This is a genomic window from Pseudonocardia oroxyli (assembly GCF_900102195.1).
In the GTDB taxonomy this organism is placed as follows: Bacteria; Actinomycetota; Actinomycetes; order Mycobacteriales; family Pseudonocardiaceae; genus Pseudonocardia; species Pseudonocardia oroxyli.
On record NZ_FNBE01000001.1, the window covers coordinates 399,149 to 423,401 of the forward strand.

At 75.1% G+C, this 24,253-nt stretch carries 21 protein-coding genes; 2 read left to right on the top strand and 19 right to left on the bottom strand.

Features of this window, described 5'->3' with window-relative positions:
* Positions 1 to 226: 226 nt before the first annotated feature.
* The 19 genes from BLS43_RS29225 to mraZ form a co-directional block, all read right to left on the bottom strand.
* On the bottom strand, positions 227 to 1,444 hold the full coding sequence (locus tag BLS43_RS29225) for a hypothetical protein (RefSeq protein WP_143029914.1): 1,218 nt from the start codon (positions 1,442 to 1,444) through the stop codon (positions 227 to 229).
* Between the two features lie 76 nt (positions 1,445 to 1,520).
* Positions 1,521 to 2,396 carry a DivIVA-like cell division protein Wag31 gene (gene wag31, locus BLS43_RS01950; protein WP_093075612.1) on the bottom strand — a complete coding sequence of 292 codons (876 nt, stop codon included), beginning with the start codon at positions 2,394 to 2,396 and terminating at the stop codon, positions 1,521 to 1,523.
* Positions 2,397 to 2,449: 53 nt separating this feature from the next.
* Positions 2,450 to 2,743, bottom strand: coding sequence for a YggT family protein (locus tag BLS43_RS01955; RefSeq protein ID WP_093075615.1), 294 nt, complete (start codon positions 2,741 to 2,743; stop codon positions 2,450 to 2,452).
* 25 nt (positions 2,744 to 2,768) lie between these two features.
* Positions 2,769 to 3,503: a cell division protein SepF gene (locus BLS43_RS01960; RefSeq protein WP_093075618.1), complete on the bottom strand. Its 735-nt coding sequence runs from the start codon at positions 3,501 to 3,503 to the stop codon at positions 2,769 to 2,771.
* 32 nt (positions 3,504 to 3,535) lie between these two features.
* Positions 3,536 to 4,261 (bottom strand): YggS family pyridoxal phosphate-dependent enzyme, encoded by a 726-nt coding sequence (locus BLS43_RS01965; RefSeq protein ID WP_093075621.1) that lies wholly within the window; start codon positions 4,259 to 4,261, stop codon positions 3,536 to 3,538.
* Between the two features lie 132 nt (positions 4,262 to 4,393).
* Positions 4,394 to 5,104 (bottom strand): peptidoglycan editing factor PgeF, encoded by a 711-nt coding sequence (gene pgeF, locus BLS43_RS01970; protein WP_176921138.1) that lies wholly within the window; start codon positions 5,102 to 5,104, stop codon positions 4,394 to 4,396.
* Between the two features lie 186 nt (positions 5,105 to 5,290).
* The gene (ftsZ, locus tag BLS43_RS01975; protein ID WP_093075623.1) at positions 5,291 to 6,565 is read right to left on the bottom strand and encodes a cell division protein FtsZ; all 1,275 of its coding nucleotides are present in this window, start codon (positions 6,563 to 6,565) and stop codon (positions 5,291 to 5,293) included.
* A 233-nt stretch (positions 6,566 to 6,798) separates the two neighbouring features.
* Positions 6,799 to 7,809 carry a cell division protein FtsQ/DivIB gene (locus tag BLS43_RS01980; protein ID WP_093075626.1) on the bottom strand — a complete coding sequence of 337 codons (1,011 nt, stop codon included), beginning with the start codon at positions 7,807 to 7,809 and terminating at the stop codon, positions 6,799 to 6,801.
* Between the two features lie 40 nt (positions 7,810 to 7,849).
* Positions 7,850 to 9,178, bottom strand: coding sequence for a UDP-N-acetylmuramate--L-alanine ligase (gene murC / locus BLS43_RS01985; protein ID WP_245707256.1), 1,329 nt, complete (start codon positions 9,176 to 9,178; stop codon positions 7,850 to 7,852).
* Between the two features lie 53 nt (positions 9,179 to 9,231).
* Positions 9,232 to 10,371 (bottom strand): undecaprenyldiphospho-muramoylpentapeptide beta-N-acetylglucosaminyltransferase, encoded by a 1,140-nt coding sequence (gene murG, locus BLS43_RS01990; protein WP_093075632.1) that lies wholly within the window; start codon positions 10,369 to 10,371, stop codon positions 9,232 to 9,234.
* 27 nt (positions 10,372 to 10,398) lie between these two features.
* Entirely contained in the window at positions 10,399 to 11,736 is a 1,338-nt protein-coding gene (gene ftsW, locus BLS43_RS01995) for a putative lipid II flippase FtsW (RefSeq protein WP_093075634.1), read from the bottom strand.
* Positions 11,736 to 13,115: a UDP-N-acetylmuramoyl-L-alanine--D-glutamate ligase gene (gene murD, locus BLS43_RS02000; RefSeq protein WP_245707245.1), complete on the bottom strand. Its 1,380-nt coding sequence runs from the start codon at positions 13,113 to 13,115 to the stop codon at positions 11,736 to 11,738. The genes ftsW and murD overlap by 1 nt, the downstream gene beginning before the upstream one ends.
* Positions 13,088 to 14,158, bottom strand: a complete 1,071-nt coding sequence (gene mraY / locus BLS43_RS02005) for a phospho-N-acetylmuramoyl-pentapeptide-transferase (protein ID WP_093075637.1) — start codon at positions 14,156 to 14,158, stop codon at positions 13,088 to 13,090. The genes murD and mraY overlap by 28 nt, the downstream gene beginning before the upstream one ends.
* Positions 14,155 to 15,639 carry a UDP-N-acetylmuramoyl-tripeptide--D-alanyl-D-alanine ligase gene (locus BLS43_RS02010; protein WP_093075640.1) on the bottom strand — a complete coding sequence of 495 codons (1,485 nt, stop codon included), beginning with the start codon at positions 15,637 to 15,639 and terminating at the stop codon, positions 14,155 to 14,157. The genes mraY and BLS43_RS02010 overlap by 4 nt, the downstream gene beginning before the upstream one ends.
* Positions 15,636 to 17,171, bottom strand: coding sequence for a UDP-N-acetylmuramoyl-L-alanyl-D-glutamate--2,6-diaminopimelate ligase (locus BLS43_RS02015; RefSeq protein ID WP_093075643.1), 1,536 nt, complete (start codon positions 17,169 to 17,171; stop codon positions 15,636 to 15,638). The genes BLS43_RS02010 and BLS43_RS02015 overlap by 4 nt, the downstream gene beginning before the upstream one ends.
* Positions 17,172 to 17,215: 44 nt before the next feature.
* Entirely contained in the window at positions 17,216 to 18,967 is a 1,752-nt protein-coding gene (locus BLS43_RS02020; RefSeq protein ID WP_245707246.1) for a peptidoglycan D,D-transpeptidase FtsI family protein, read from the bottom strand.
* Between the two features lie 116 nt (positions 18,968 to 19,083).
* Positions 19,084 to 19,875 carry a cell division protein FtsL gene (gene ftsL / locus BLS43_RS02025; RefSeq protein ID WP_143029915.1) on the bottom strand — a complete coding sequence of 264 codons (792 nt, stop codon included), beginning with the start codon at positions 19,873 to 19,875 and terminating at the stop codon, positions 19,084 to 19,086.
* Positions 19,872 to 20,840 (bottom strand): 16S rRNA (cytosine(1402)-N(4))-methyltransferase RsmH, encoded by a 969-nt coding sequence (gene rsmH, locus BLS43_RS02030; protein WP_245707247.1) that lies wholly within the window; start codon positions 20,838 to 20,840, stop codon positions 19,872 to 19,874. The genes ftsL and rsmH overlap by 4 nt, the downstream gene beginning before the upstream one ends.
* A 274-nt stretch (positions 20,841 to 21,114) precedes the next feature.
* A complete protein-coding gene (gene mraZ, locus BLS43_RS02035; RefSeq protein ID WP_176921139.1) occupies positions 21,115 to 21,546 on the bottom strand; it encodes a division/cell wall cluster transcriptional repressor MraZ in 432 nt (143 codons plus the stop codon).
* A 517-nt stretch (positions 21,547 to 22,063) separates the two neighbouring features.
* On the opposite strand from mraZ, the gene BLS43_RS02040 reads away from it, so the two are divergent.
* Positions 22,064 to 23,023 carry an AAA family ATPase gene (locus BLS43_RS02040; protein ID WP_245707258.1) on the top strand — a complete coding sequence of 320 codons (960 nt, stop codon included), beginning with the start codon at positions 22,064 to 22,066 and terminating at the stop codon, positions 23,021 to 23,023.
* On the top strand, positions 23,020 to 24,240 hold the full coding sequence (locus BLS43_RS02045) for a DUF58 domain-containing protein (RefSeq protein ID WP_093075661.1): 1,221 nt from the start codon (positions 23,020 to 23,022) through the stop codon (positions 24,238 to 24,240). Before BLS43_RS02040 ends, BLS43_RS02045 begins: the two co-directional genes overlap by 4 nt.
* Positions 24,241 to 24,253 lie beyond the last annotated feature (13 nt).

Here is a 24,253-nt window from a genome sequence, read left to right on the forward strand (position 1 = left end):
GGCGTGTGCTCGTGCCTGCACGGGGACGACTCGGTGGAGCTGAGCCGCGGTACCACCCCGCTTGCCCTCTCGGGCCTCTCATTCTGCGGCGCTGACGGGCCGCACCCGTCCGGTTCTACTCCCCGATCGCTCGGGTTTCTTCCGGAGGCTCCCCGGTGATGGCCGGATCGGTGCCTGTACCGAGAAGGGTAGCGCGGGGGGACGAGTGCTTATTCCGCAGGCCCGCTCAGCGGGCGGCGGTCTGGTGGCGGCCCGCCATCGTGCGGTCGGGTGTGCACCAGCCGCACGGGGTGAATCCCAGCTCCACGGCCTCCTTGGCGGGCAGCGGGATCACCGGCCGCCCGGGCAGCGAGCGGCAGCCCGCCAGGTGGTAGCGGGGCTGCTCGTCGACGACGACGACCTCGTCCGCCAGCTCCGCGACGATCGAGGCGGTCGCGGCGTCTCGCGGCTCCTCCGGCGGCTCGCCCTGCGGCCCGACACCCGACGCGAAGAGGCCCTCGCCCGCGGGGGCGTGGTGGGCGGCCGCGCCGCCCTGGTCCGGCGGCGGCGGCCCGTCCGGAGCCTCGTGTGCACCGTGCGGTGCCGCTCCCGTTGTCGCCGCGGCCGCGGTGGCCCCGGCGGCCGCGGTGGCACCCGCGGCGGCGGTCGAGACGGTGGGGGCGTCGACCGGTGCCGCGGCGGCGGCACCGGAGGACGGGGGCTCCGCGGACCCGGTGGGGGCCGCGGAGGCGGTCTCGCCGGTGTCGCCACCGGCGGGACCCCCGGCCGGGCCGGCTGCCGCCGAGCCGCCTGCCCGGCCGGGTCCCTGCTCCTCCCGAGGGCCGGCGGCGCCGTCCTCGGAGTCCTGCGCGGAGTTCCGCGTGGGGTTCTGCACTGGGTTCTGCATTGGGTTCTGCATTGGGTTCTGCGCGGAGTCCCGGGAGCCCTCGGCGGGCTCGCCGGAATCCGACGCGTCCGTCACGCTGAGTGACGAATCTCCGCTCGATCGAGTGGTTCCCTCCGCAGCGCCGGGCGGTCGCTCGGCTGAGCCGGGCGGTCCCACCAGGGGCATCACGGAGGTCGCCTCAGCATCCGACGACGCCCCGGACACCGCCGCGACATCCCGTGCTCCGTCCTCGCCGGATCCCGTCACGCCACCGGGTGTGCCCTGGGACACGCTCGACGACGGGATCGCGGGCAGGACCTCGGTGACGGGCTCGATGTCTGCCATGCCCCGGTAGCCCGCGGGCGGGCCCACGGGGGCCTGCGGCGGTGCGGGCACGTGCTCGGGCTGCGCACCCGCCTTGACCGCCGACCGGCGTTGCATCCAGTCGACGAGCAGGGCGACCGCGGCCGCCACCGAGACCGCCACGGAGATCCAGGCCCACAGGACGCTGCCCGAGAGCAACGCGACGACCAGGAGCCCGAAGGCGATCAGGACGAGTACGAGAACCAGCAGCAGCACGATTCACCCCGCGTTCGGCGTGCGGTCGCCCCACGCCCCGAGCAGTGTCGGGGCGGGGACGACGAGACGGTCGACCTCAGCTTCCGGCGTCGGCCCGCTGGCCGTAGCCGGTGGCCGCGTAGCCGCCGCCGTTGCTGTTGGCGGCCCGAGCGGCGTCCGACGGCGCGGCCGAGGCCCGACCCTCCAGGTCGCGCAGCTGCGACTCCAGGTAGGTCTTGAGCCGGGTCCGGTACTCGCGCTCGAAGGTGCGGAGCTCGTCGATCTTCTTCTCCAACACCGACTTGTCGCGGGTGATGGTGCCGATGATCTCGGTCTGCTTCCGCTCCGCCTCGCTGACCAGCGAGGACGCCTTGTCGCGGCTCTGCCGCTCCAGGGTCTCCGCGCGGGTGCGGGCGTCGTTGAGCATCGTCTCGGCGCGGGCCCTGGCGTCGTTCACCAGGCCGTCCGACTTGGTGCGGGCCTCGCTGAGCAGCTGCTCGGACTTGCTCCGGGCGTCCGCCAGCATGGAGTCGGCCTCGTTCTTGGCCTCGGCCGTGAGCCGGTCGGCCATCTCCTGGGCCAGGCCCAGGACCTTGGCCGCCTGGACGTGGTGGTCACCACCACCCATGTCGGCCTCCGGGCCGCCCATGGCGCCCATGGGGCGCTGCGGGGGCTCGGGCCTGCTCTGCGGCGGGGGCTCGACGGGACGGATCTGCTGCGTGGGCGGCGGACCCTGCTGGGCGGGCGGCTGGGGACGGTTGCGCGCGTCCTCCAGCTCGGCCTGGCTCGAGTCCAGGCGCTGCTCCAGCTGGCCCACCTGCTCGCGCAGGTCCTCGTTCTCCTCGATCAGCCGGGCCAACTCGGCCTCGACCAGGTCGAGGAACGCGTCGACCTCGTCCTCGTTGTACCCCCGCTTACCGATCGGGGGCTTGCTGAACGCGACGTTGTGGACGTCGGCGGGTGTCAGCGGCATCGGATCACCTCATGCACTCCTCGGCGGCAAACCGGCGGGCGAGTGACTGGGGCTCACCCCACCGCCGGTCTGGCAATGCTCATCAGTATGAACACCACCAGCAGTAGAACCATAATCGAGAGGTCCAGTCCTACGCCGCCGATACGGACGACGGGGATCACTCTCCGCAACAACTTCACGGGCGGATCGGTCACGCTGAACACCACTTCGAGTGCCGCCGCGGGGCGCCCGGCGGGCACCCACTCCCGTGCGAACGAGTGCACGAGCTCCACGACGATGCGCGAGACGAGCAGGAGCCAGAAGAAGAACAGGATGTAGTAGAGGACGAACTGCAGGGCGATCGGCACGCGCTCATCCTGCCACTAGGCGGGCTCAGTCCCGCTGGAACAGACCCCGCTCGGCGAGCCGGCGCGCGTCGTCCGCCGAGACCTCGACGTTCGCGGGCGTCAGGAGGAAGACCCGGGAGGTCACCTTGTCGATCGAACCGCGCAGCGCGAACGCCAGACCTGCGGCGAAGTCGACCAGGCGGCGCGCGGCGGCCTCGTCGAGATCGGTCAGGTTGATGATCACGGGGACCCCGTCCCGGTAGCGCTCGCCGATGGTCCGCGCCTCGGTGAAGCTGCTCGGCTGCAGGGTCGTGATCGTGGCGAGCGCGGCCGCGCCGCGGTCGCGCTGCTCGGGCAGGCTCGCCGGCGCCGCCGCCGGGGCCGGGGCCGCCGCGGGCGGGTCCGGAACGGGCCGCACGACGGGCTCGTCGCGGTCCACCGCGAGCGCCCCGTGGGTGGTAGGTGCCGAGCCCCCGAGACCGCCCTGCAGGCCCGCGGAGACCCGCACGGGCTCCCGCAGCGGGCGCGACGGGCGGACGGATTCGCGCGCCGACCGGCCCGACCAGGTGTGGTCCTCCGCCGCCGGGACCCGGCTCGGACGGGGCTCGTCGTACTGCGCGTAGTCGTCCCGAGCGTCGAAGCGGTCGTCCGGATCCGACCAACGGTCGGCCCCGCGCGCCGTACGCCGGGGGTCGGCGTAGGTGTCCGGCTCGTCGACGTAGTCCATCTCCTCGGCGGGCACCATGCCGAAGTAGGCCTTGAGCCGGTACATCGCGCTCATCTGAAGTCCCCGTTCCCGCGTGGTGCCTGCGATCACCGGGAGGTTAACCGTCGGTCCCCCACAAGGGCCGTTCCGACACGCGCGACCGTCGAACCGTGACGGATCGCCACCTCCAGGTCGCCGCTCATCCCGGCCGACAGGACCGTCGCTCCGGGGTGCGCGGCGCGCAGCCGACTACCCGCGGCGGCGATCGCGGCAAACGACTCCTCGTCGTCCGCACCCAGAGGTGCCACGCTGAGCAACCCTTCGAGAACGAGCCCGCGCGCCTGCGTGACCTGCGCCGCGAGGTCCAGTAGCCCCGCGTCGTCGACGCCCCCGCGGGCCGGGTCGCCGTCCACGCTGTACTGGATCAGCACGGGCAGCGGGGTGCCGCGCTCGGCGGCCGCCCTGTCCAGCGCGGCGGCGAGCCGGGCCGAGTCGACCGTCTCGACACGTGTCACCCACGGGGTCACCACCCGCACCTTGTTCCGCTGCAGCCCGCCGATGAAGTGCCACCGCAGATCCAGGTCGGGGCGCCGCTCCCGGATCTCCGCCACCTTCTGCGCGGCCTCCTGCGCCCGGTTCTCGCCGAAGTCCCGCAGGCCGAGCTCGGCGAGCGCGACCACGTCCGCCGCCGGGATGGTCTTGGTGACGGCGAGCAGCTCGACCTCCCCCGGCGCCCGCCCCGCGGCGGTGCAGGCGGCGGCGATCCGCTCCCGCACCGCGTGGAGGCGCTCCTCCAGCTCGGCCCGACGTTCTGCGGAGACTTCAGCACTCACGGGTACGAGCGTAGGCGGGTGGGCTGCGGTCCCTGCACGTTTCGTGCACTCACTGATGCATGATCACGTTTCGGGGCGCCCGGTGCGGCGCTGCCGGCAGGGAGCGCACGGAACCGGTGGTCTCGGGGCCGCTCAGCCCGCGTCGAGCCAGGTGACGCCGGCGTGCCTGCCGGTGCGCTGGTCGCGGCGGTGGCTGAACAGCGCGCGGTCCTCGAGGGTGCAGCGCGGGTCCATGCCGACCTTGCTCACGCCCAGGTCGTGGAGCTGGCGGACGAGCCCGGCGCGCACGTCGAGCGACGGGGTGCCCTGCCGCGTCCGCGCCGCGCTGCCCGGCAGCCGCGCCTCCACCTCGGCGCGCATCGCCGCGGGGACCTCGTAGCAGAGCCCGCAGACGGCCGGGCCGAGCAGCACCTCGACGTCCGGGATCCGCGCGCCGAGCGCGACCATCGCCTCGACGGTCGCGGGCACCACCCCGGCCGCCGCCCCCACCCGTCCGGCGTGCGCGGCGCCCACCACCCCCGCGACGGGGTCGCCGAGCAGCACCGGGGCGCAGTCCGCGGCCAGCACGACGAGCCCGATCCCCGGCTCGGCGGTGACCGCGGCGTCGGTGTCCGGGACGTCCGGGGCGGAACGCGGGGGCGGCGCGGTGACGGTCTCCACGCGGGTGCCGTGCACCTGGTCGAGGAAGACGGCGCCGCGCAGGCCGAGCTCCCTGATGAGCCGGTAGCGGTTGGCGTCGACGTTCGCCGGGGAGTCCCCCACCCGGCGGGAGAGGTTGAACGAGTCGAACGGGGCCGACGAGCGCCCGCCCGCCCGCGTCGTCATGACCCGTCGGACCCGCACCGCCGTCTGCACGGGTTCGAGCCTATCCGGGCACGTGCCGTGCGCTCACGGCTGTGCGCGCCGCGCCGGCCGCACACGACTCGTGATCATGCAGCGCTGAGCGCACGACACGTGCCCACCGCGCCGGCTGCACACGCCACGAGCCGCGACCCCGGGCGGGATCGCGGCTCGTGCGGGACGGACGGCTCAGCGGCGCATGAAGGGCGGGACGTCCACGTCGTCCTCGCTGGGGGCCGCGGGTGCCTGCGCCGCGGCGGGCTCCGGTGCGGCGGCGGGGGTGCTGATCTCGGTCATCGCCGGGTTCTCCCGCTCCGGCGCGCGCGGCGCGGGCGGGCTGTACGGCGCGACCGGGGGCAGCGTGCCGTTCTGGTTCGCGCCGCTGCCGAACCCGCTCGCGGGCTGGGCCGACGGCGGGGTCGGGGCCACCGGGGGCGGCGCGGCGGCCGCGGCCGGAGCCTGCTCCTGCGCCGACGGCGACCGGAACGCCGCGGGCTCCAGCTTCTTGTGCGTGGGCTGACCGCCCTCGAACCCGGCCGCGATCACCGTGATCCGCACCTCGTCGCCGAGCGAGTCGTCGATCACCGTGCCGAAGATGATGTTGGCCTCGGGGTGCGCGGCCTCCTGCACCAGCGACGCGGCCTCGTTGATCTCGAACAGGCCGAGGTCCGAGCCGCCCGCGATCGACAGCAGCACGCCCTGCGCGCCGTCCATCGACGCCTCGAGCAGCGGCGAGTTGATCGCCGAGCCCGCGGCCTGCACGGCCCGGCCCTCCCCCCGCGCCGAGCCGATCCCCATCAGGGCCGAGCCCGCGCCGGACATCACCGACTTGACGTCCGCGAAGTCCAGGTTGATCAGGCCGGGGGTGGTGATCAGGTTCGTGATGCCCTGCACACCGGAGAGGAGCACCTCGTCCGCCGAGCGGAAGGCGTCCATCAGGCTCACGCCCACGTCGCCCAGCTGCAGCAGCCGGTCGTTCGGGATGACGATCAGGGTGTCGCACTCGTTGCGCAGCTGCGTGATGCCGTCCTCCGCCTGGCCGGCGCGACGCCTGCCCTCGAAGGTGAACGGGCGGGTCACGACGCCGATCGTCAGCGCGCCGAGCTTGCGCGCGATCGAGGCGACCACGGGGGCGCCGCCGGTGCCCGTGCCGCCGCCCTCCCCGGCCGTCACGAAGACCATGTCGGCCCCCTTGAGGACCTCCTCGATCTCCTCGCGGTGGTCCTCGGCGGCCTTGCGGCCCACCTCCGGGTTGGCGCCCGCGCCGAGGCCTCGGGTCAGCTCGCGGCCGATGTCCAGCTTCACGTCCGCGTCGGACATGAGCAGGGCCTGCGCGTCGGTGTTCACCGCGATGAACTCGACGCCCTTCAGGCCCACCTCGATCATCCGGTTGACGGCGTTCACGCCGCCGCCTCCGATGCCGACCACCTTGATCACGGCGAGGTAGTTGTGCGGGGGCGTCATGCGCGGCACCTCTCGATTTGGATCGGGTCTCCGGTCAGCTCCGTCCAGCAGGGTCTGTCCGGGCCGTTCGCCCAGGGACGCTAGGTGCGCGGAGGGGAGCGGTCCAGCAGGCGCGCCGCGCGTCGGCAACACCTCGATGGGGTGGACCGCGGTTCTCGTGACCCGTCCGTGACCTGCTGCTCATGCGTCCTGACGGCCAGTGACGAGTTGAGCCGGACGGAGCACTCGATCTCTCAGCGGGTGACGGTCGGCAGGTCCGGGCTGGAGACGTCGAACACGGTGCCGTCCTGGGTCAGCAGCGCCACCAGCACCGCGACCTTGTCCGCGGCCCGGTCGGGGGTGCCGAACCGGACCTGCCGCTCCCCCAGGCCCAGCCGCACGGTCGGCTCGACGGCCGGGCTGTCGACGTCCACCGTCCGCACCTGCGCGCGCAGGTCCGCCGGGAGGGCGGCCAGCACGGCCAGGGCGGCGCGGGTGGCCGGGTCGTCCGGCCCGACGGCGCCGAAACCCAGCATGGGCAGCGCGGGCGGGACCTCGGGCGCCTGTTGGTAGGCGACACCCGCCGCGTCGACCAGCGTGATGCCGGCCGGGGTGCGGGCGAGCGCCACCGCGCTGCGCTCGGTGACCTCGATCGCCACGGTGTGCGGCCAGCCGCGGCTGACCTGGACCGACCCGATCCCCGGCAGCTGCGCGACGCGCTGGGCGATCGCCCGCGTGTCGACCGTCGCCAGCGGCACCCCGGTCTCGACGGCCGCGGCGTCGACGATCTGCTCCCGGGGCACGACGAGGGCGCCGGTCACCTCGACCTGCTCCACCTCCGCGATCCCGGTGTAGACCAGCGCCGCCCAGAACCCGCCGCCCAGCGCGGCGAGCACGGCCAGGACCAGCACGGCCAGCGCGATCCGCCGGCGGATCTTGAAACGGAGGTCGTTGCGGCGGGCGGGCGGGCGCGCCGCGGCGGCGGGCGCCGCCCGCCGGGCACGGGCACCCGGGCGGGCCTCATCGGCGCCGCCGGAGTCCCCGCGGCCGCGCTGCGCGGGGAGCAGCTTGTCGCGCTGCTCCGCCCGCTCCGCCCGGATCCGCTTCGCCCGCTCCGCCGCGGCCGGTCGCGTCCCGACCCGGTCGGCGACCCGCTCGCCCTTCCCGCCCGCGTCGGTCCCCTCGCCGCGCGCGGCCGTCTGCGGGTCGCGCAGGCGCCTGCCCCGACCGTCCGTGGTCGGGGTGCGAGGGGTGCGCCGGGCCATCAGTGCGGGCCCGGGGCCGGCGCGGCGGGACGGGCAGCGCTCATGCGGGTGCCCGGTCCAGCTCGAGGAGGATCTCAGGGCCCAGCACCGTCACGTCACCCGCGCCCATGGTGAGCACGAGGTCGCCGGGGCGGGCCAGTCCGGCGAGCACACCGGGGACGTCCGCCCAGGTCGGGACGAAGTGCACCTGGTCGGCGGGCAGCGGGACCGCGTCGGCGACCAGGCGCCCCGACACACCGGGCTCGGGGTCCTCGCGGGCGCCGTAGACGTCGAGCACCACGACCTCGTCGGCCAGCCCCAGGGCCGTGCCGAACTCGGCCGCGAACGTCCGGGTACGGGAGTACAGGTGCGGCTGGAACGCGACGATCACCCGCCCGGGCTGCACCTCGCGGGCGGCGCGCAGGGTGGCCGCGACCTCCGTGGGGTGGTGGGCGTAGTCGTCGTAGACGGCCACGCCGTTCGCCCGGCCCTTGAACTCGAACCGGCGCCGGACGCCGTCGAAGGCGGCCAGGCCCGTGAGCAGGTCCTCCACCGGGGCGCCCAGCTCGACCCCGGCGAGCAGCGCGCCGAGGGCGTTGAGCGCCATGTGCTCGCCCGGGACGGAGAGCCGCAGCGCGATCTCGACGCCCCCGTGACGGGCGAGCAGCCGGGAGCCGGTGCCGTCGGGGCGGAACTCCAGCAGCCGGGCGTCCGCCCCGATGCGGCCGTAGCGGCGCACCGGGATGCCACGGGTCTCCGCGACCGCCGCGAGCGCCTCCGCTCCCGGATCGTCCGCGCAGGTCACGAGGGTGCCGCCGGGGGCGATCCGACCCAGGAACTCCTCGAACACGGCGCGGTAGGAGGCCTCGTCGCCGTGGTGGTCCAGGTGGTCCGGCTCGACGTTCGTCACGACCGCGACGTTCGGGGCGAAGGCGGTGAACGAGCCGTCGGACTCGTCCGCCTCGACCACGAAGACGTCCCCGCCGCCGTGGTGCGCGCCCGCGCCGGTGACCGTGAGGTCCCCGCCGATCGCGAACGACGGGTCGACGCCGCAGTGCTGCAGGGCGACGGTGAGCATGGAGGTGGTGGAGGTCTTGCCGTGCGTCCCGGCGATCGCGGCGACCCGGTAGCCCTGGGTCAGCGCGGCGAGCGCCTGGGCGCGGTGCACCACGGCGAGGCCCCGCGCGCGGGCGGCGGCGAGCTCCGGGTTGGTCTCCCGGATCGCCGTGGACACCACGACGGTCGGCTCGCCGACGACGTGTTCCGTCGCGTGCCCCACGGCGATCTCCGCGCCGAGCGCGCGCAGCGCGAGCACCGTGCGGGAGTCCTTGGCGTCCGACCCGGAGACGCGCACGCCGCGGGCCAGCAGGATCCGCGCGATCCCGCTCATCCCCGCCCCGCCGATGCCGATGAGGTGGACGTGCGACCCGAGCACCGGGGCACTCACTTCCGGATCACCCCGAACACGACCTCGGCCAGCCGCTCGTCGGCGTCCGCGTGGCCCGAGGCGCGGGCGGCCCGGCCCATGGCGGCGAGCTGCTCGGGGTCCTTCAGCAGCGGGACCAGCTCGGCCAGCACGACGTCCCCGGTCAGCGCGGTGTCGGCGACGAGCAGGCCGCCGCCCGCGTCGACGACCGGGCGGGCGTTGAGCGCCTGCTCGCCGTTGCCGATCGGCAGCGGCACGTACAGCGCGGGCAGCCCGACGGCGGAGACCTCGGCGACCGTCATCGCCCCGGCCCGGCAGAGGACGGCGTCCGCGGCGGCGTAGGCCAGGTGCATGTCGTCGATGTAGGGCAGGCCCACATAGCCCGACGCGCCGGGCGCCTCGGCGGAGCCCGACACGTCGGAGCCCGCCGGGGTGTTCCCCGGGCCGTGGGCGTGCAGGACCCCGATGCCCTCGTGGACCAGGCCGGGGAGGGCCGCGGCGAGGGCGGTGTTGAGCGAGCGGGCGCCCTGCGAGCCGCCGAACACCAGCAGCACCGGGCCGTCCGCGGGCAGGCCGAAGCGGGCCCGCGCCTCCACCCGCAGCGCGCCGCGGTCGAGCGTGGTCACGCTGTGCCGCAACGGGATCCCGAGGATCTGTGCGTGCGCGAGCCCCGATCCCGGCACGGCGGCCACGACCCGGGCCGCGAACCGGGCGCCCACCTTGTTGGCCAGCCCCGCGCGGGCGTTCGCCTCGTGCACCACGATCGGCACCCGCCTGCGGGCGCCGAGGTAGGCGGGCAGGGCGACGTAGCCGCCGAACCCGACGACGACGTCCGCGTCGACCTTCGTCAGCACCTCGCGCACCCGCGCGACGGCGCCGCGCACCTTGCCGGGCAGCCGCAGCAGGTCGGCGGAGGGCTTGCGCGGCAGCGGAACCGGCGGGATCAGCTCGAGCGGGTAGCCGCGAGCCGGGATGAGCCGCTGGTCGAGGCCCTTCTCCGTGCCCAGGGCGGTGACGCGGGCGTCGGGCCGGAGCCGCATGACGGCGTCGGCGAAGGCCAGGGCGGGCTCGATGTGCCCGGCCGTACCGCCGCCTGCGATCACCACGGACGGGCCTGCGCCCATCCGCGGGAGGTACTGGGTGCCGTACTGACTCATGGTCCTTGTCTCTGTCGAGCGCTGTCTCTATCGGCGCACGGTGCGCTGGGTGGGGGTGTGGGCGGGCGCCCGGTACGGCTCGGGGAGCGGCAGTCGCAGGATCGTCGCGATCCGCCCCTGGCCGTTCGCCCGCAGTGCGGCGACCGCCTCCGGCTCGTGCCGGGCGGCGTTGGTCAGGATGCCGAACAGGAACATGGTCACCACCATCGAGGTGCCGCCGGAGGAGATCAGCGGCAGCTGCAGTCCGGTGACCGGCAGCAGTCCCACGACGTACCCGATGTTGATGGCCGCCTGGATGACGAGCGTGGCGGTGGTCGTGGCGGCGACCAGCCGCAGCCACGGGTCGGAGCTGCGGCGGGCGATGCGCAGGCCGGTGTAGGCCAGGGTGGCGAACAGCGCCAGGACGGCGAAGGCGCCGATCATGCCGAGCTCCTCGCCGATGATGGCGAAGATGAAGTCGTTGTGCGCGTTGGGCAGGTAGTCCCACTTCGCGCGGCCCTGGCCGAGCCCGACGCCGAACAGGCCGCCGTCGGCGAGCGAGTACAGCGCCTGCGTGGCCTGGTAGGCGGGGCCGAGCGGGTCCGCGGAGCCCGCTTCGAGGAACGACGTGATGCGGCTGACCCGGTAGCCCGCGGTGAGGCCCAGCACGACCGCGCCCGCCGCGGCCCCGACCCCGATCGTGGCCAGCAGCTTCATCGGCGCGCCGCCGAAGTACAGCAGCACGATCATGACGATGCCGACCGACACCGCCATGCCCATGTCCGGCTCGAGCACGAGCAGGGCGAGGACCAGCAGGGTGACCGGGACCAGCGGGTTCAGCGCGTGCTTCCAGCGGTGCATCACCTTGCGCCGGGCGACGAGCACGTGCGCGCCCCACAGCGTGAGCGCCACCTTCACCGCCTCGGAGGGCTGCACCGAGAACGAGCCGATCGCGAACCAGGCCCGCGACCCGTTGCGTGTGACACCCAGCCCCGGGACGAGGACCGCGACCAGCGCGAGCACGCCGAGCAGCAGCAGCCACGGCGCGACCGCCCGCATCCGCGCGGGCCGCACCCGCAGCCCGATCCAGAACAGCACCAGCCCGCCCGCGCAGAAGGCGAGCTGCCGGACGAAGACCGAGTAGCTCGACCCACCCGCGGAGAAGGACTCCACCGAGCTGGCCGAGAGCACCATGACCAGGCCGAACAGGGTCAGCAGACCCCAGACGCCGAGGATCAGGTGCAGGCTGGTGAGCGGGCGGCGCAGCCACGCCTCGAGCGCCTTGGCCCCGCGGCCGACGGCGACGCGGGCCGGTCCGAACCGGCCGTCCGGCTCCGGGGGCGCGCTGCGCCGGGCGGAGCTGCGGCCCGGGCTGCGCGTCGCCATCAGCCCAGCTCCCGCACCGCGGCGGCGAAGGCCGCGCCGCGCGCCGCGTAGTCGGTGAACTGGTCCATCGACGCCGCAGCGGGAGCGAGGAGTACGACGTCACCCGGTCGGGCGAGTGCGCGGGCACGGCGGACGGCGGAGACCATGACCTCATCGTCGCGCTCGGTCACCTCGACGGCGGGGATCTCCGGGGCGTGTCGCGCCAGTGCGTCGACGATCTCCGCCCGGTCGGTGCCGATCACCACGGCGGCGCGCAGCCGACCAGCGTGCGCGGCGACGAGCTCCTCGACCCGGGCGCCCTTGAACAGCCCGCCGACGATCCACACGATCGTCCCGGCGGGCTGCGCGGCCAGCGCCGCGTCCGCGGCGTGCGGGTTCGTGGCCTTGGAGTCGTCGACGTAGCGGACCCCGGCGTGCGTGCCCACCGGCGCCGAGCGGTGCGGCCCCGGCCGGTAGGCGCGCAGCCCGGCGGCGACGGCCTCCGGCGACACCCCGTGGGCCCGCGCCAGCGCCGCGGCGCCCAGCGCGTCGGTCAGCCCGGGCGGTCCCCCGGGCCGCACGTCCGCCACGGCGGCAAGCGGGGTGCCGTGTCCGACTCGCGTGTCGGACGTCGGGAAGGCGCGGTCGACGAGGTGGGAGTCCCGGATCCCGAGCTGGTGCTCGCCGGGTGCGGCCAGGGTGATGCCGACCTTGTGGGAGGCCGTCGACTCCGCCAACAGCCGCGCCGCGATCGCGTCGTCGACGCCCGCCACCGCGACCTCGCCGACGAGGGCCCGCGCCTTGGCCTGGGCGTAGGGCTCCAGGCCGCCGTGCCAGTCCAGGTGGTCCTCGGCGACGTTCAGCACCAGGCCCGCGGCCGGGACGACCGAGGGCGACCAGTGCAGCTGGAAACTGGACAGCTCCACCGCGAGCACCGCGTGCCCGGCCGCGACCGCGCTCACCACCGGGTAGCCGATGTTGCCGCAGGCCACGGCGTCGAGACCGGCGGCACGCAGGATCGACTCCAGCATGCCGGTGGTGGTGGTCTTGCCGTTCGTGCCGGTGACCACCAGCCACGCGGGCGGGGCCGCGCGGAGCGCGCCGAGCCGCCAGGCGAGCTCGGGCTCGCCGATCATCTCGATCCCCCGCGCCGCCGCCTCGGCGACGAGCGGGTGGCCGGGCGCGCGGCCGGGCCCGGTGACGACGAGGTCGACCCCCTCCGGCAGGCCCGCCGCGGGCTCGGCGCCCGCGGGCAGGGCGGGCAGGACCCGGTCGTCGGAGACCAGGACCCGGGCCCCGTGCGCGAGGAGCACCTCGGCGGCGGCGAGCCCGGAGATCCCGGCGCCCGCCACCAGGACGGTGCGGCCCCGCATCATCCACCCGCCGAGGCGGCGAGCCATTCGGAGTAGAAGATGCCCAGCCCCAGCGCCGCGCACATCGCTGCGAGCAGCCAGAACCGGATGATGACGGTGGTCTCCGCCCAGCCCGCGAGCTCGAAGTGGTGGTGGAACGGGGCCATCCGGAACAGCCGCCGTCGGGTGGTGCGGAAGACCAGGATCTGCAGCGCGACCGACAGCGTCTCCACCACGAACACGCCGCCGATGACCAGCAGCAGCAGCTCGGTCTTGGTGACGATCGACAGCCCGGCGAGCAGGCCGCCGAGGGCCAGCGAGCCGGTGTCGCCCATGAAGATCCGGGCGGGTGCCGCGTTCCACCAGAGGAAGCCGATGCAGGCGCCCATGGCCGCGGAGGCGACGATCGCGACGTCGAGCGGGTCCCGGACCTCGTAGCAGCCGGCGGCCGCGCTGATGGAGCACGCGTTGCGGAACTGCCAGAACCCGATGATCACGTAGCTGGCCAGGACCATCGCCGAGGTGCCCGCGGCCAGGCCGTCGAGCCCGTCGGTGAGGTTCACGCCGTTCGACCAGGCCGCGATGATCAGGTTGCAGAGCAGCACGAACCCGATCGCGCCGAACCCGAGCACCGTGATGTCCCGGATGAACGACAGGTACTCCGAGGCCGGGGTGAGGTTGCGTTCGTTGGCGAACCGCAGCGCGAGGATGCCGAAGACGGTGGCGGTGAGCACCTGTCCGACGATCTTCGAGGTCTTGTTCAGCCCCAGGTTGCGCTTGCGGCGCAGCTTGAGGAAGTCGTCGATGAACCCGACGAGGCCGAGCGCGGTCGTCAGGAACAGCACGAGCAGCGCCGACGCGGACATCGGCTCGCCGGTGAGCAGATGGGCGACCAGGTAGCCGACCCAGATGGAGATCAGGATGGCGACGCCACCCATGGTCGGGGTGCCGCGCTTGGTCTGGTGGGACTTGGGGCCGTCCGCGCGGATCTCCTGGCCGAAGCCCTGGCGCGCGAAGAACCGGATCAGGTACGGGGTGAGCAGGATGGACAGCGCGAGCGCCACCCCGCCCGCGACGAAGATGCCTCTCACGGGCTGACCAGCTCCTGCAGCAACGCGTCGGCCACGCGGTCCAGGCCCGCCGAGCGGGAGGCCTTCACCAGCACGACGTCTCCGGGCGCGAGCTCGGCGCGCAGGAGCGCGAGGGCCGCGTCCCGGTCGGCGACCACGCGCGGGCCGGTGTCCGACTCGCGGGTCCGGGGGGTGGGACTCGCGTGTCCGGAGTGGGGGACTCGCGTGTCCGAGGTGGGGGACTCGCGGGTGTAGTGGTCGGTACCCACGGCCACGAAGCGATCGACGCCCAGGCCGCGCACGGTGTCGGCGATCCGCCGGTGTGCGGCCTCGGTGGTGTCGCCGAGCTCGGCCATGGGCCCGAGGACCGCCCAGGTGCGGCGGCCCCGGCCGATCGACGCGAGGGCCTGCAGCGCGGCGGTCATGGACTCGGGGTTGGCGTTGTAGGCGTCGTTGACGACGGTGACGCCGTCCGCCCGCTCGGTGACCTCCATGCGCCAGCGCGAGGCCGGGGTCGCCGCCGACAGCGCCTCGGCGATCTGGGCCGGGGTGCCGCCCAGCTCGAGGGCCACGGCCGCGGCGGCGAGCGCGTTGCCGACGTGGTGCGCGCCCACCAGCTGCAGCGACACCGGGGCCGAGCCGGCCGGGGTGACCAGCGTGAACGAGGCGCGGCCCGCGCCCAGCGAGACGTCCTCGGCACGCACGTCCGCGTCCGCCCCGACACCCACCCCGACCGCCCGGGCCTTCGTGCGGGAGGCCATCGCCGCCACCCGGGGGTCGTCGGTGTTCAGGACCGCCACCCCGTCCGCGGGCAGGGCCTCGACCAGCTCGCCCTTCGCCTGGGCGATCGCCTCCGGCGAGCCGAACTCGCCGACGTGCGCGGACCCGACGTTCAGCACCACCCCGATGCGGGGCGGCGCGATCCGGCAGAGGCGGGCGATGTGCCCGCGGCCGCGGGCCGACAGCTCCACCACCAGGTGCCTCGTCGACTCCCCCGCCTGCAGCGCGGTCCAGGGGTGGCCGAGCTCGTTGTTGAAGGAGCCGGGCGGCGCCACGGTCTCCCCCAGCGGCCGCAGGACGGCCGCGACGAGGTCCTTCGTGGACGTCTTGCCCGAGCTGCCGGTGATCCCGACGACGTGCAGGTCCGGCAGGGTCGTCACCGAGTGCCGGGCGAGCCTGCCGAGCGCGGTGAGCACCGCCGCACCCGCGCCGTCCGGGTCCGCGGCGCCCAGGTCGGTGCCCGCGTAGGACTCCCCCGGCGGCGCGATCACCGACGGCGCGTCCACCGGACGGCCCGCCAGCACCCCGGACGCCCCGGCGGCGACCGCCGCCGCCGCGAACCCGTGCCCGTCCGCCCGCTCCCCCGGCAGCGCCAGGAACAGCGCGCCGGGCCCGACCTTCCGGGAGTCGAACTCCACGGAGGAGACGAGCTCGTCGCCCGTCGCCCGGTGGAGCTCGCCCCCGGTCACGGCGGCGACCTCGGCCAGCCGCATCTCGATCACGTGTCCTGCCCTTCGGTGTCTCCTGAGGCGATGGCCCGGACGAGCTCCTCGACGTCGTCGAAGTGGTGCTTGACGCCGTGGACCTCCTGCCCGGTCTCGTGTCCCTTACCGGCAACGACCAGCACGTCGCCGGGATTCGCCAGGGCGACGGCCGCCACGATCGCGGCCCGCCGGTCCCCGATCTCACGCACGTCCGCCCCGGTGCCGCTCGTGCCGGCCAGCATCGCGGCCCGGATCTCCGCGGGGTCCTCGGTGCGCGGGTTGTCGTCCGTCACCAGCAGGACGTCCGAGCGGGCGGCCGCGGCGGCGCCCATCAGCGGCCGCTTGCCGGTGTCCCGGTCGCCCCCGCAGCCCAGGACGGTGATCAGCCGCCCGCCGGGGTTCTGCGCGCGCAGCGCGTCGAGCAGCGCGGCGACCGCGGCGGGCTTGTGCGCGTAGTCGACCACGGCGAGGTAGGGCTGGCCCACCTCGACACGCTGCATCCGCCCGGGGACGTGCAGCCGCGCGAACGCGGGCGCGGCGACCTCCGGGGCCACCCCGACGGCGTGGAGCACCGCCAGCGCCACGAGCGCGTTGGCCACGTTGAACGCGCCGGGCAGCGCCAGGTGCACCGGGAGCCCGCGGACGGTGAAGCGCTGCGACCCGTCCGCCTCGGTCCGCACGTCCGACGCCGTCCAGTCCGCGGGACCGGTCGTCGACACCGTGGTGAAGTCCCCCAGGCCGGCGAGGCGGGCGCCCCACTCGTCGTCGACGCAGACGACGCCGCGGGCCGCGCACAGCTCCGGGTCGAGGAACAGGCGGGCCTTGGCCTCGAAGTAGTCCTCCATCGTCGGATGGAAGTCCAGGTGGTCCTGCGAGAGGTTGGTGAAGGCGCCCACCGCGAAGCGGGTGCCCGCGACGCGGCCCAGGGCCAGCGCGTGCGACGACACCTCCATCGCGACGTCGGTGACCCCGCGCTCGCGCATCACGGCGAACAGCGCCTGCAGGTCCGGCGCCTCGGGCGTGGTGAAGGCGCTCGGCAGGCTCTCGTGCCCGATCCGGGTCTGCACCGTGCCCAGCAGCCCGGTCGCCCGGTCCGCCGCCCGCAGCCCGGCCTCGACGAGGTGGGCCACCGTCGTCTTGCCGCTGGTGCCGGTCACCCCGAGCACGCGCAGGTCGACGGTCGGATCGCCGTAGACCCGCGCGGACAGGGCGCCGAGCACGGTGCGCGGGTGCGGGTGGACCAGCACCCCGACACCGGCGGCGCGGATCTGCGGGCGGGTGAGGCCCGCCGGGTCGGTGAGGACCGCGACCGCGCCTGCCGCCAGGGCCGCGGCGGCGAAGTCCGCGCCGTGCACCCTGGCGCCCGGCAGCGCCACGAAGAGGTCCCCGGGCCGCACGTCCGACGTGCGGTGGGTGATGCCGGTGATCTCGACGTCCGGCGAGCCCGGCAGCGGCTCCGCGTCCACGGGCGCGCCGAGGGCGCTCAGCCGCACCGCGGGGAGTCCCGTGGGGCGCGTCGAGCCGGTGGCGGGGGGAGCGACAGGCGGCACGCACGGGAGGCTACCGAGACCGCCCCGCGCCGCTGCTCGCAGGTTCAGGGCACGACCAGGGTCTGCACGGGGGCGGGCTCGCCGACCGGGACCCGCTCCTGCTGGGCCAGGTAGGAGGCGATGTCGTGGAACAGCGGGGCCGCGCTCGTGCCGCCGCCGGGGGCGTCGAGCATGATCGCGACGACGAAGTTCGGGTTCTGCGCGGGCAGCATCCCGGCGAAGGTGATCCAGTACGTCGAGGAGGCATAGCACCCGCAGCTCGGGTCCACCTGCTGCGCCGTGCCGGTCTTGCCGGCGACCTGGTAGCCGGGCACCTGCGCCGCGTAGCCGGTGCCGGAGTTGCCCCCGGGCGCCTTCTGCGTGACGGCGGTCAGCATCGTCCGCAGCTGCTGCGCGGTCTGCGGGGACACCACCTGCACGGGATCGGGCCGCGGCTCCTCCGTGCGGGAGCCGTCCGGGCCGATCGTCGCCGCGACGATGCGCGGCGGGATGCGGACGCCGTCGTTCGCCACGGCCTGGTACATCCCGGCCATCTGCAGCACGGTCATCGACAGGCCCTGCCCGATGGGCAGGTTGCCGAAGGTCGAGCCGGACCAGGACTCCCGGGCGGGGACCGAGCCCGCGCTCTCCCCCGGCAGTCCGACGTTCGTGCGCTGGCCGATCCCGAACCGCGCCAGCATGTCCGAGAAGCGGTCCGCCCCGAGCTGCTCGGCGGTCATGATCGTGCCGACGTTGGAGGACTTCGCCAGCACGCCGGTCAGCGTGTAGTGGTCGAGGCCGTGGTTCCAGGCGTCGTGCACCGTGCGGTCCGCGACCTTGATGCTGCCGGGGACGTCCAGGACGTCGTCCGGCTTGGCGATGCCGTACTCCAGGGCACCCGCCATCGTGACGATCTTGTTGACGGAGCCGGGCTCGAACGGGCTGGACACCGCGGCGTTGCCGAGGGTGGCCGGGTCGGCGGTCCCCAGGCTCCGCGGGTCGAACGTGGTGCCGTTCGCCATCGCGCGGACCTCGCCGGTCTTCGCGTCCAGCACCACCGCGGACCCGCCGCGGGCGCCGGTCTTCGCCACGTAGTCCTGCAGCTTCTGCTGCACCACGTACTGCAGGTCCGAGTCGAGCGTCAGCTCCACGTCGGAGCCCGGGACGGCGGCCTCCTGGGCCCGGGTGCTGCCCGGGATCACCGTGTCGCTGCCCTCCGCGGTGTCCACGATCTGGAAGCCGTCGGTGCCGGCGAGGACGCCGTCGTCGGACGACTCCAGCCCGACCCGGCCGACCAGCTTCTGGTTGTCGGCGCTCCAGCTCGCCGCGCCGATCACGTTGGCGGCCAGGTTCCCGGCGGGGTACTGGCGGGCCTCGCGCTTCTCCTCGGCGATCTCGGGGAACCGCTCGCGCAGCGCCCGGGCGACGTCCGGGTCCGCGGACGTGGTCAGCACGACGTACCCGCGGTCCGCGTCGAGGAGGCCCCGCAGGGCGTTCGGGTCCCCGCCGGTCGCCTCCGCGACGGCCTGGGCCATGTCCGCCTTGTACGCGGGCGCCTGGTCCTTCTTGATCGACGAGATCAGCCGCGGGTTCGTGACGAGCGCGCGGGCCTCGGTCGAGAAGGCCAGCCGGTTGCCGTTCCGGTCGGTGATCGCGCCGCGCTCGGCGGCGATGGTGATCCGGGTGGTGCGTTGCTTCTCCGCGCTCGCGGTGAGGTCGCCCGCGCGCACGGTCTGGATCAGCACGAGCTGCATCGCGCTGGCGAGCAGCAGCAGGATCAGCACGAGCCTGCCGATCCGGAACCGGCGCAGGGGCATGCCCGCGCTCGAGGCGGGCCTGCGCGGCGGGGTGCGGCGCGGCGGGCCTGCCGGTTTCCGTCCGTTCCGTGGCCTGCCCTGCATCCGGGGACGCGCGCGCGGTGGCAGCAGGGCCATCAGGCGCCGCCCGGCTGCTGCGGGTTCTGCACCGCCTGCTCCTGGGCCTGCTGGGAGGCGGCCTCGGCGTTCTGGGCGTTCTGGGCGGTCTGAGCGTCCTGGGCCGCCTGGGCAGCCGGGTCGGGCTGGGCCTGCGCCGGGTCCGGCTGGGCGGCCGGGGGCGGGCCGGCCTGCGCCGCGCCCGCGTCCACCGCCGTCTGCGAGGGGCCCGCGTCCGGCGCGGGCATCGGGTTCGCCGCGGGCACCGGCGCGTGCCCGACGGCGGCGCGGGGCTCGCCGACGACCGTCACGCCGCCGTCGGGGGCCACGACCAGCCGGGCCGGGTCCTGCACCGGGACCATCCCGAGGTCCGCCGCGCGCTGGGCCAGCGCGGGGGTGGACTCCATCGCCGCGACCTCGCGGTGCAGCCGCTCGGACTGCTCGGTGAGGGTGCGGGCGTCGGTGCGGGCCTGCTGCAGGGCGTAGGAGTCGGCGGCGGCCGCCGTCGAGAGCCAGAGGGTGAGGACCAGGCCCGTCGCGAACAGCCCCATGATGAGCAGCACGAACTGGGCGCGGCCGGTGCCGACCTGGGTGGCCTTCTTCGGCACCGCCCGCTTCGGCGCGGCGCGGCGGACCCGCTCGTCCCGCCGTGCGTAGGCCTTCTGGGCACCCTTCTGCGATCCCTTGCGCGGCGCCGGGATCGTGACGGCCCCGCGCTGGGCGGGGATGCGCCGGGCGGGTGCCTCGGTGCCCTTCCAGTCGACCGAGACCCGGGGGCGCGGCCGGGTGGGCGTCTTCACGGGTGCACTCACGGTGCGGCCTCCCGGATGCGTTCGGCGGCCCGGCACCGCACGGAGGCGGCACGCGGGTTGTCCTCGATCTCGTCTGGTGTCGCGGGCTCGGAGCCGCGGGTGAGCAACCGCAGCTCCGGGCCGTGGCCGGGCAGCTCCACCGGGAGCCCGACCGGGGTGCGGGAGGCCGCGCCCGCGGCGAGCTCCCGCTTGACCATGCGGTCCTCGAGCGAGTGGTAGGACAGGACGACGATCCGCCCGCCCACCGACAGCGACCCGAGCGCGGCGGGCAGCGCCCGACGCAGGGCCCCCAACTCGCCGTTGACCTCGATCCGCAGCGCCTGGAACGTCCGCTTCGCGGGGTGTCCCCCGGTCCGCCGGGACGCCGCGGGCACGGCGGCGTAGAGCAGCTCCACCAGCTCGGCGCTGCGGGTGAACGGCCGGGTCTCCCGCCGCTTCACGATCTGCGACACGATCCGCGTGGCGAACCGCTCCTCGCCGTACTCGCGCAGGATCCGGACCAGCTCGCCGGGCGCGGAGGTGTTGAGGACGTCCGCCGCGGTCGGGCCCCGGGTGGGGTCCATCCGCATGTCGAGGTCCGCGTCCCGGGAGTAGGAGAAGCCGCGCTCGTCCGCGTCCAGCTGCAGCGAGGAGACGCCGAGGTCGAACAGCACCCCGTCGGCCCGCGGCAGCCCGAGGCCGTCCAGCACGTCCGCGATCTCGTCGTAGACCGCGTGCACGAGGTGCGTGCGGTCGGCGAAGGCGGTCAGCCGCCTGCCCGCCATCTCCAGGGCCTGCGGGTCCCGGTCGAGCCCGACCAGGGTCAGCTGCGGGTGCGCGGCCAGCAGCGCCGCGGAGTGGCCACCGAGCCCCAGGGTGGCGTCCACGACGACCGCGGGCCGGTTCTCCAGCGCCGGGGCCAGCAGCTCCAGCGTCCGGTTCAGCAGGACCGGGACGTGCCGGTGGGCTGCGTTCGCGTCGTCCACCAGCTCACCTCCCGCCCCACGAGTCGTGCTCCCCTGCGTGCCCGCACACGCAGCGGTCATGCCTGCGGCCCGGGACGCACGCGTCCCAGGCCGCGGTGGCACCCTCCCGGCTCCCCAGCCCGGCGGGTGTGTGTCGCCGCCCCCACCCGGCCGCCGCGGCCCCCACTCCGCCCGACGGACCTGGCACCGGGGAAGGTGCGCCAGGGCCGTCGGGCCGGGGTGGGAGACGCGACGACCGGGTCGAGGCGGCGACGGATCGTGCCTCTCTCCGGTGTCAGATGAGACCGGGCAGAACCTCCTCCTGCGCCTTCGCGTAGTCGTCCTCGTGCTGCTCCTGGTAGGCCTGCCAGGCCTGTGCGTCCCAGATCTCGACGCGCGTGAACGCGCCGATCACCACACAGTCCTTGGCGAGCCCCGCATACCGGCGCAGCTCGGGGGTGATCGCGATCCGACCCTGGCCGTCGGGGTTCTGCTCGTCGGTTCCCGAGAAGAGGTTCCGCTGGAAGGCGCGAGCCGACTCGCTGGTCAGCGGTGCCGCGGCGACCTTGGTGGCCATCTCGGTGAAGGCCTCGCGGGTGAACACGTAGAGGCAGTGGTCCTGCCCTTTCGTGACCATGCACCCGCCCCGCAGTTCGTCTCGGAACTTCGCCGGCAGCGTGAGCCGACCCTTGTCGTCCAGCCGAGGCGTGTAGGTGCCGAGGAACACCCACATCACCTCATCTCGGAGCCCCGTCTCGCTCCAACACGGGCCACAGTACCCCACTTCCCCCCACGCGCAAGGCGAAGCGCGCCCACTTTGGAGGTACACGGAGACGTTTCAGCAGGTCGGATGACGTGGGGGGTGGTGGGGGGGATTTCCGGCTCCCGATCCGGGCTCGCGGCGGGGGCTCTGGAGAAAGCCCAGGTCGGCGGATCGGATCCGACGGCGTGGGGCGAGGTGGGGAGCCTCGGGGGGCGAAGTGGGGAACGGGGGTGGGGAGGTGCGGGGGTGGCCGTGGGGGGCGGTGGCGGGGGCGGTGGCGGGGCGGTGGTGGGGGCCGGTGGTGCGGGGCGCCCGCGGGGCCGCTCGGCGGCCGTACACCCGGTCGGGGGACGCGCCTCGCGAGGTTTTGACACACTGGGGGGCACCGTCGTCTCGCAGCACCCGGTACCGCAGACCGCTCGAAGACTCTGGAGCAGGCTTGACCACGACCAGCCGTCCCGGCGCCCCCGCGGGTTCCGACCTGCCCGAGCCGCCGCCGCTCGGGGCCGTCGCGGACCTCACCGGTCGGATCGCCCAGAACGTCCAGCGGATCATCGTCGGCAAGCCGGACGTCGTCCGGCTGGCGCTAGTGACCCTGCTCGCCGAGGGCCACCTGCTGGTGGAGGACGTGCCCGGCGTCGGGAAGACGTCCCTGGCCAAGGCCCTGGCCCGCTCGCTCGACGCGTCGGTCAGCCGGGTCCAGTTCACCCCCGACCTGCTGCCCGGCGACATCACCGGGATGAGCGTCTACAACCGGCAGACGAACGAGTTCGAGTTCCGGCCCGGGCCCGTCTTCGCGAACGTCGTCATCGCGGACGAGATCAACCGCGCCTCGCCCAAGACCCAGTCCGCGCTGCTGGAGTGCATGGCCGAGCACCAGGTCACCGTGGACGGCGGGACCTACCAGCTCGCGAGCCCGTTCATGGTCGTCGCCACCCAGAACCCGGTGGAGATGGACGGCACCTATCCCCTGCCCGAGGCGCAGCGGGACCGCTTCACCGCGCGGATCTCCGTCGGCTACCCGGACCCGGCCGCCGAGCTCGCCATGATCGACGAGCACGCCGGCGCCGATCCCCTGGAGCAGCTGCGCCCCGTCGCGGACGCCCGGATGGTGCGCGGTGTGATCGAGGCCGTCCGCCGGGTGCGGGTCGGCCCCGAGGTGCGGCAGTACTGCGTCGACCTGATCGGCGCCACGCGCAGGCAGCCGGAGATCCGGCTCGGCGCCTCGCCGCGCGCCACCCTGCACCTGGTGCGGGCCGCGCGGGCGCAGGCCGCCCTGGCCGGTCGGGGGTACGTCGTCCCGGACGACGTGCAGGCCATCGCCGTCCCGGTCGTCGCGCACCGCCTGTCGCTGGCGCCCGGCGAGGGACGGACCACGGCGGCGGACGTCGTGCGGGGGCTGTTGTCCCGCATCCCGGTCCGCGCGCCCGCCCGCGCGTGAAGCGCATCGGGCTGACCGTCCGCGGGCGCAGCCTCCTCGCCGGCGGGATCGCGACGGCCGTGTGCGCCCTCGTGCTCGACGAGCGGGACCTGCTGCGGATCGGGCTGTTCGTCTGCCTGCTGCCCGTGGTCTCGCTGCTGCTGGCGATCCGCACCCGCCGCGCGGTGCAGGTCACCCGCACCCTGGCGCCGGAGCGGGTGTCCGCGGGCGGGTCCGCCCAGGTCGCCCTGGACCTGAGCGGCGGGCCGGTGTTCGGCGCGCTGCGGCTGGCCGACACCGTGCCGGACGCCGCCGGTCCCGTTCCCGCCACTCCCCCGCGCTTCACCGTGCACCGGATCGGCTCCCGCGGCGCGCGGGTCACCTACCCGCTGGTCCCGCCGTTGCGCGGCGCCCACCGCATCGGGCCGCTGGCCGGGCGCGCGGTCGGCGCGCTCGGGCTCGCCGAGTTCACCCGCGAGATGATCCCGGCGGACCGGCTGCTGGTCGTGCCGCAGGTCGTGCCGCTGCGCGGGGCGCCGCGCGCGCTGGGCAGCGGCGAGGGCATCCCGGGCGCGGCGGCACAGCAGGGCCAGGGCAGCCCGGACGTCATGGTCCGCACCTACCGGCAGGGCGACGAGCTGCGCCGGGTGCACTGGCGCAGCACCGCGCGGCACGACGAGCTGATGGTCCGGCTCGAGGAGCGGCCGTGGCACGCCGGCGTCTCGCTGCTGCTCGACCGCCGCGACCACGCCCACCGCGGGCACGGCACCGGCGCCAGCCTGGAGTACGCCGTCACGCTCGTCGCCAGCATCGCCGCGCACCTGATCCGGCGCGGCGAACCCCTGAAGATCGTGACCGAGGACGGCGTGCCGCTCGCCGACCCGGCCTCGTCCGCGGGCGGAGCCGGCCTCGACCCGCTGCTCGACGCCCTCGCCGTCCTGCGCCCGGTCGCCCGCCCCGACCTCTCCGGTCCGCCCACGGCCCCGGGCCGAGACGTCGTCGCGGTCCTCGGCGCCCTGACCCCGGAGGACGCGGGCGCCCTCGCCGCCCGCCACCCCGGCGGCGGCTACGCGATCCTGCTCGACACCCCGACCTGGGCGGGTGCGCCGGCCTCCGAGCCCGCCGCCGCCGAGGTCCTGCGCCGCGCGGGCTGGCACGTCACGGTCGCGACGGCGCGGACCACCCCCGCCGAGGCCTGGTCCGCCCTCGTCGCGGGCGCTCCGGTGGGGGCGCGATGAGCCGGCCGCTCGG

What these genes read in the sequence shown, in the direction of transcription:
- wag31 (WP_093075612.1), bottom strand. Translation starts at nt 2,396, where the DNA reads ATGCCGCTGACACCCGCCGACGTCCACAACGTCGCGTTCAGCAAGCCC.
- BLS43_RS01960 (WP_093075618.1), bottom strand. Translation starts at nt 3,503, where the DNA reads ATGAGCGCGATGTACCGGCTCAAGGCCTACTTCGGCATGGTGCCCGCC.
- ftsZ (WP_093075623.1), bottom strand. Translation starts at nt 6,565, where the DNA reads ATGACGCCCCCGCACAACTACCTCGCCGTGATCAAGGTGGTCGGCATC.
- BLS43_RS01980 (WP_093075626.1), bottom strand. Translation starts at nt 7,809, where the DNA reads ATGGCCCGGCGCACCCCTCGCACCCCGACCACGGACGGTCGGGGCAGG.
- murC (WP_245707256.1), bottom strand. Translation starts at nt 9,178, where the DNA reads ATGAGCGGGATCGCGCGGATCCTGCTGGCCCGCGGCGTGCGCGTCTCC.
- murG (WP_093075632.1), bottom strand. Translation starts at nt 10,371, where the DNA reads ATGAGTCAGTACGGCACCCAGTACCTCCCGCGGATGGGCGCAGGCCCG.
- ftsW (WP_093075634.1), bottom strand. Translation starts at nt 11,736, where the DNA reads ATGGCGACGCGCAGCCCGGGCCGCAGCTCCGCCCGGCGCAGCGCGCCC.
- murD (WP_245707245.1), bottom strand. Translation starts at nt 13,115, where the DNA reads ATGGCTCGCCGCCTCGGCGGGTGGATGATGCGGGGCCGCACCGTCCTG.
- BLS43_RS02020 (WP_245707246.1), bottom strand. Translation starts at nt 18,967, where the DNA reads ATGCCCCTGCGCCGGTTCCGGATCGGCAGGCTCGTGCTGATCCTGCTG.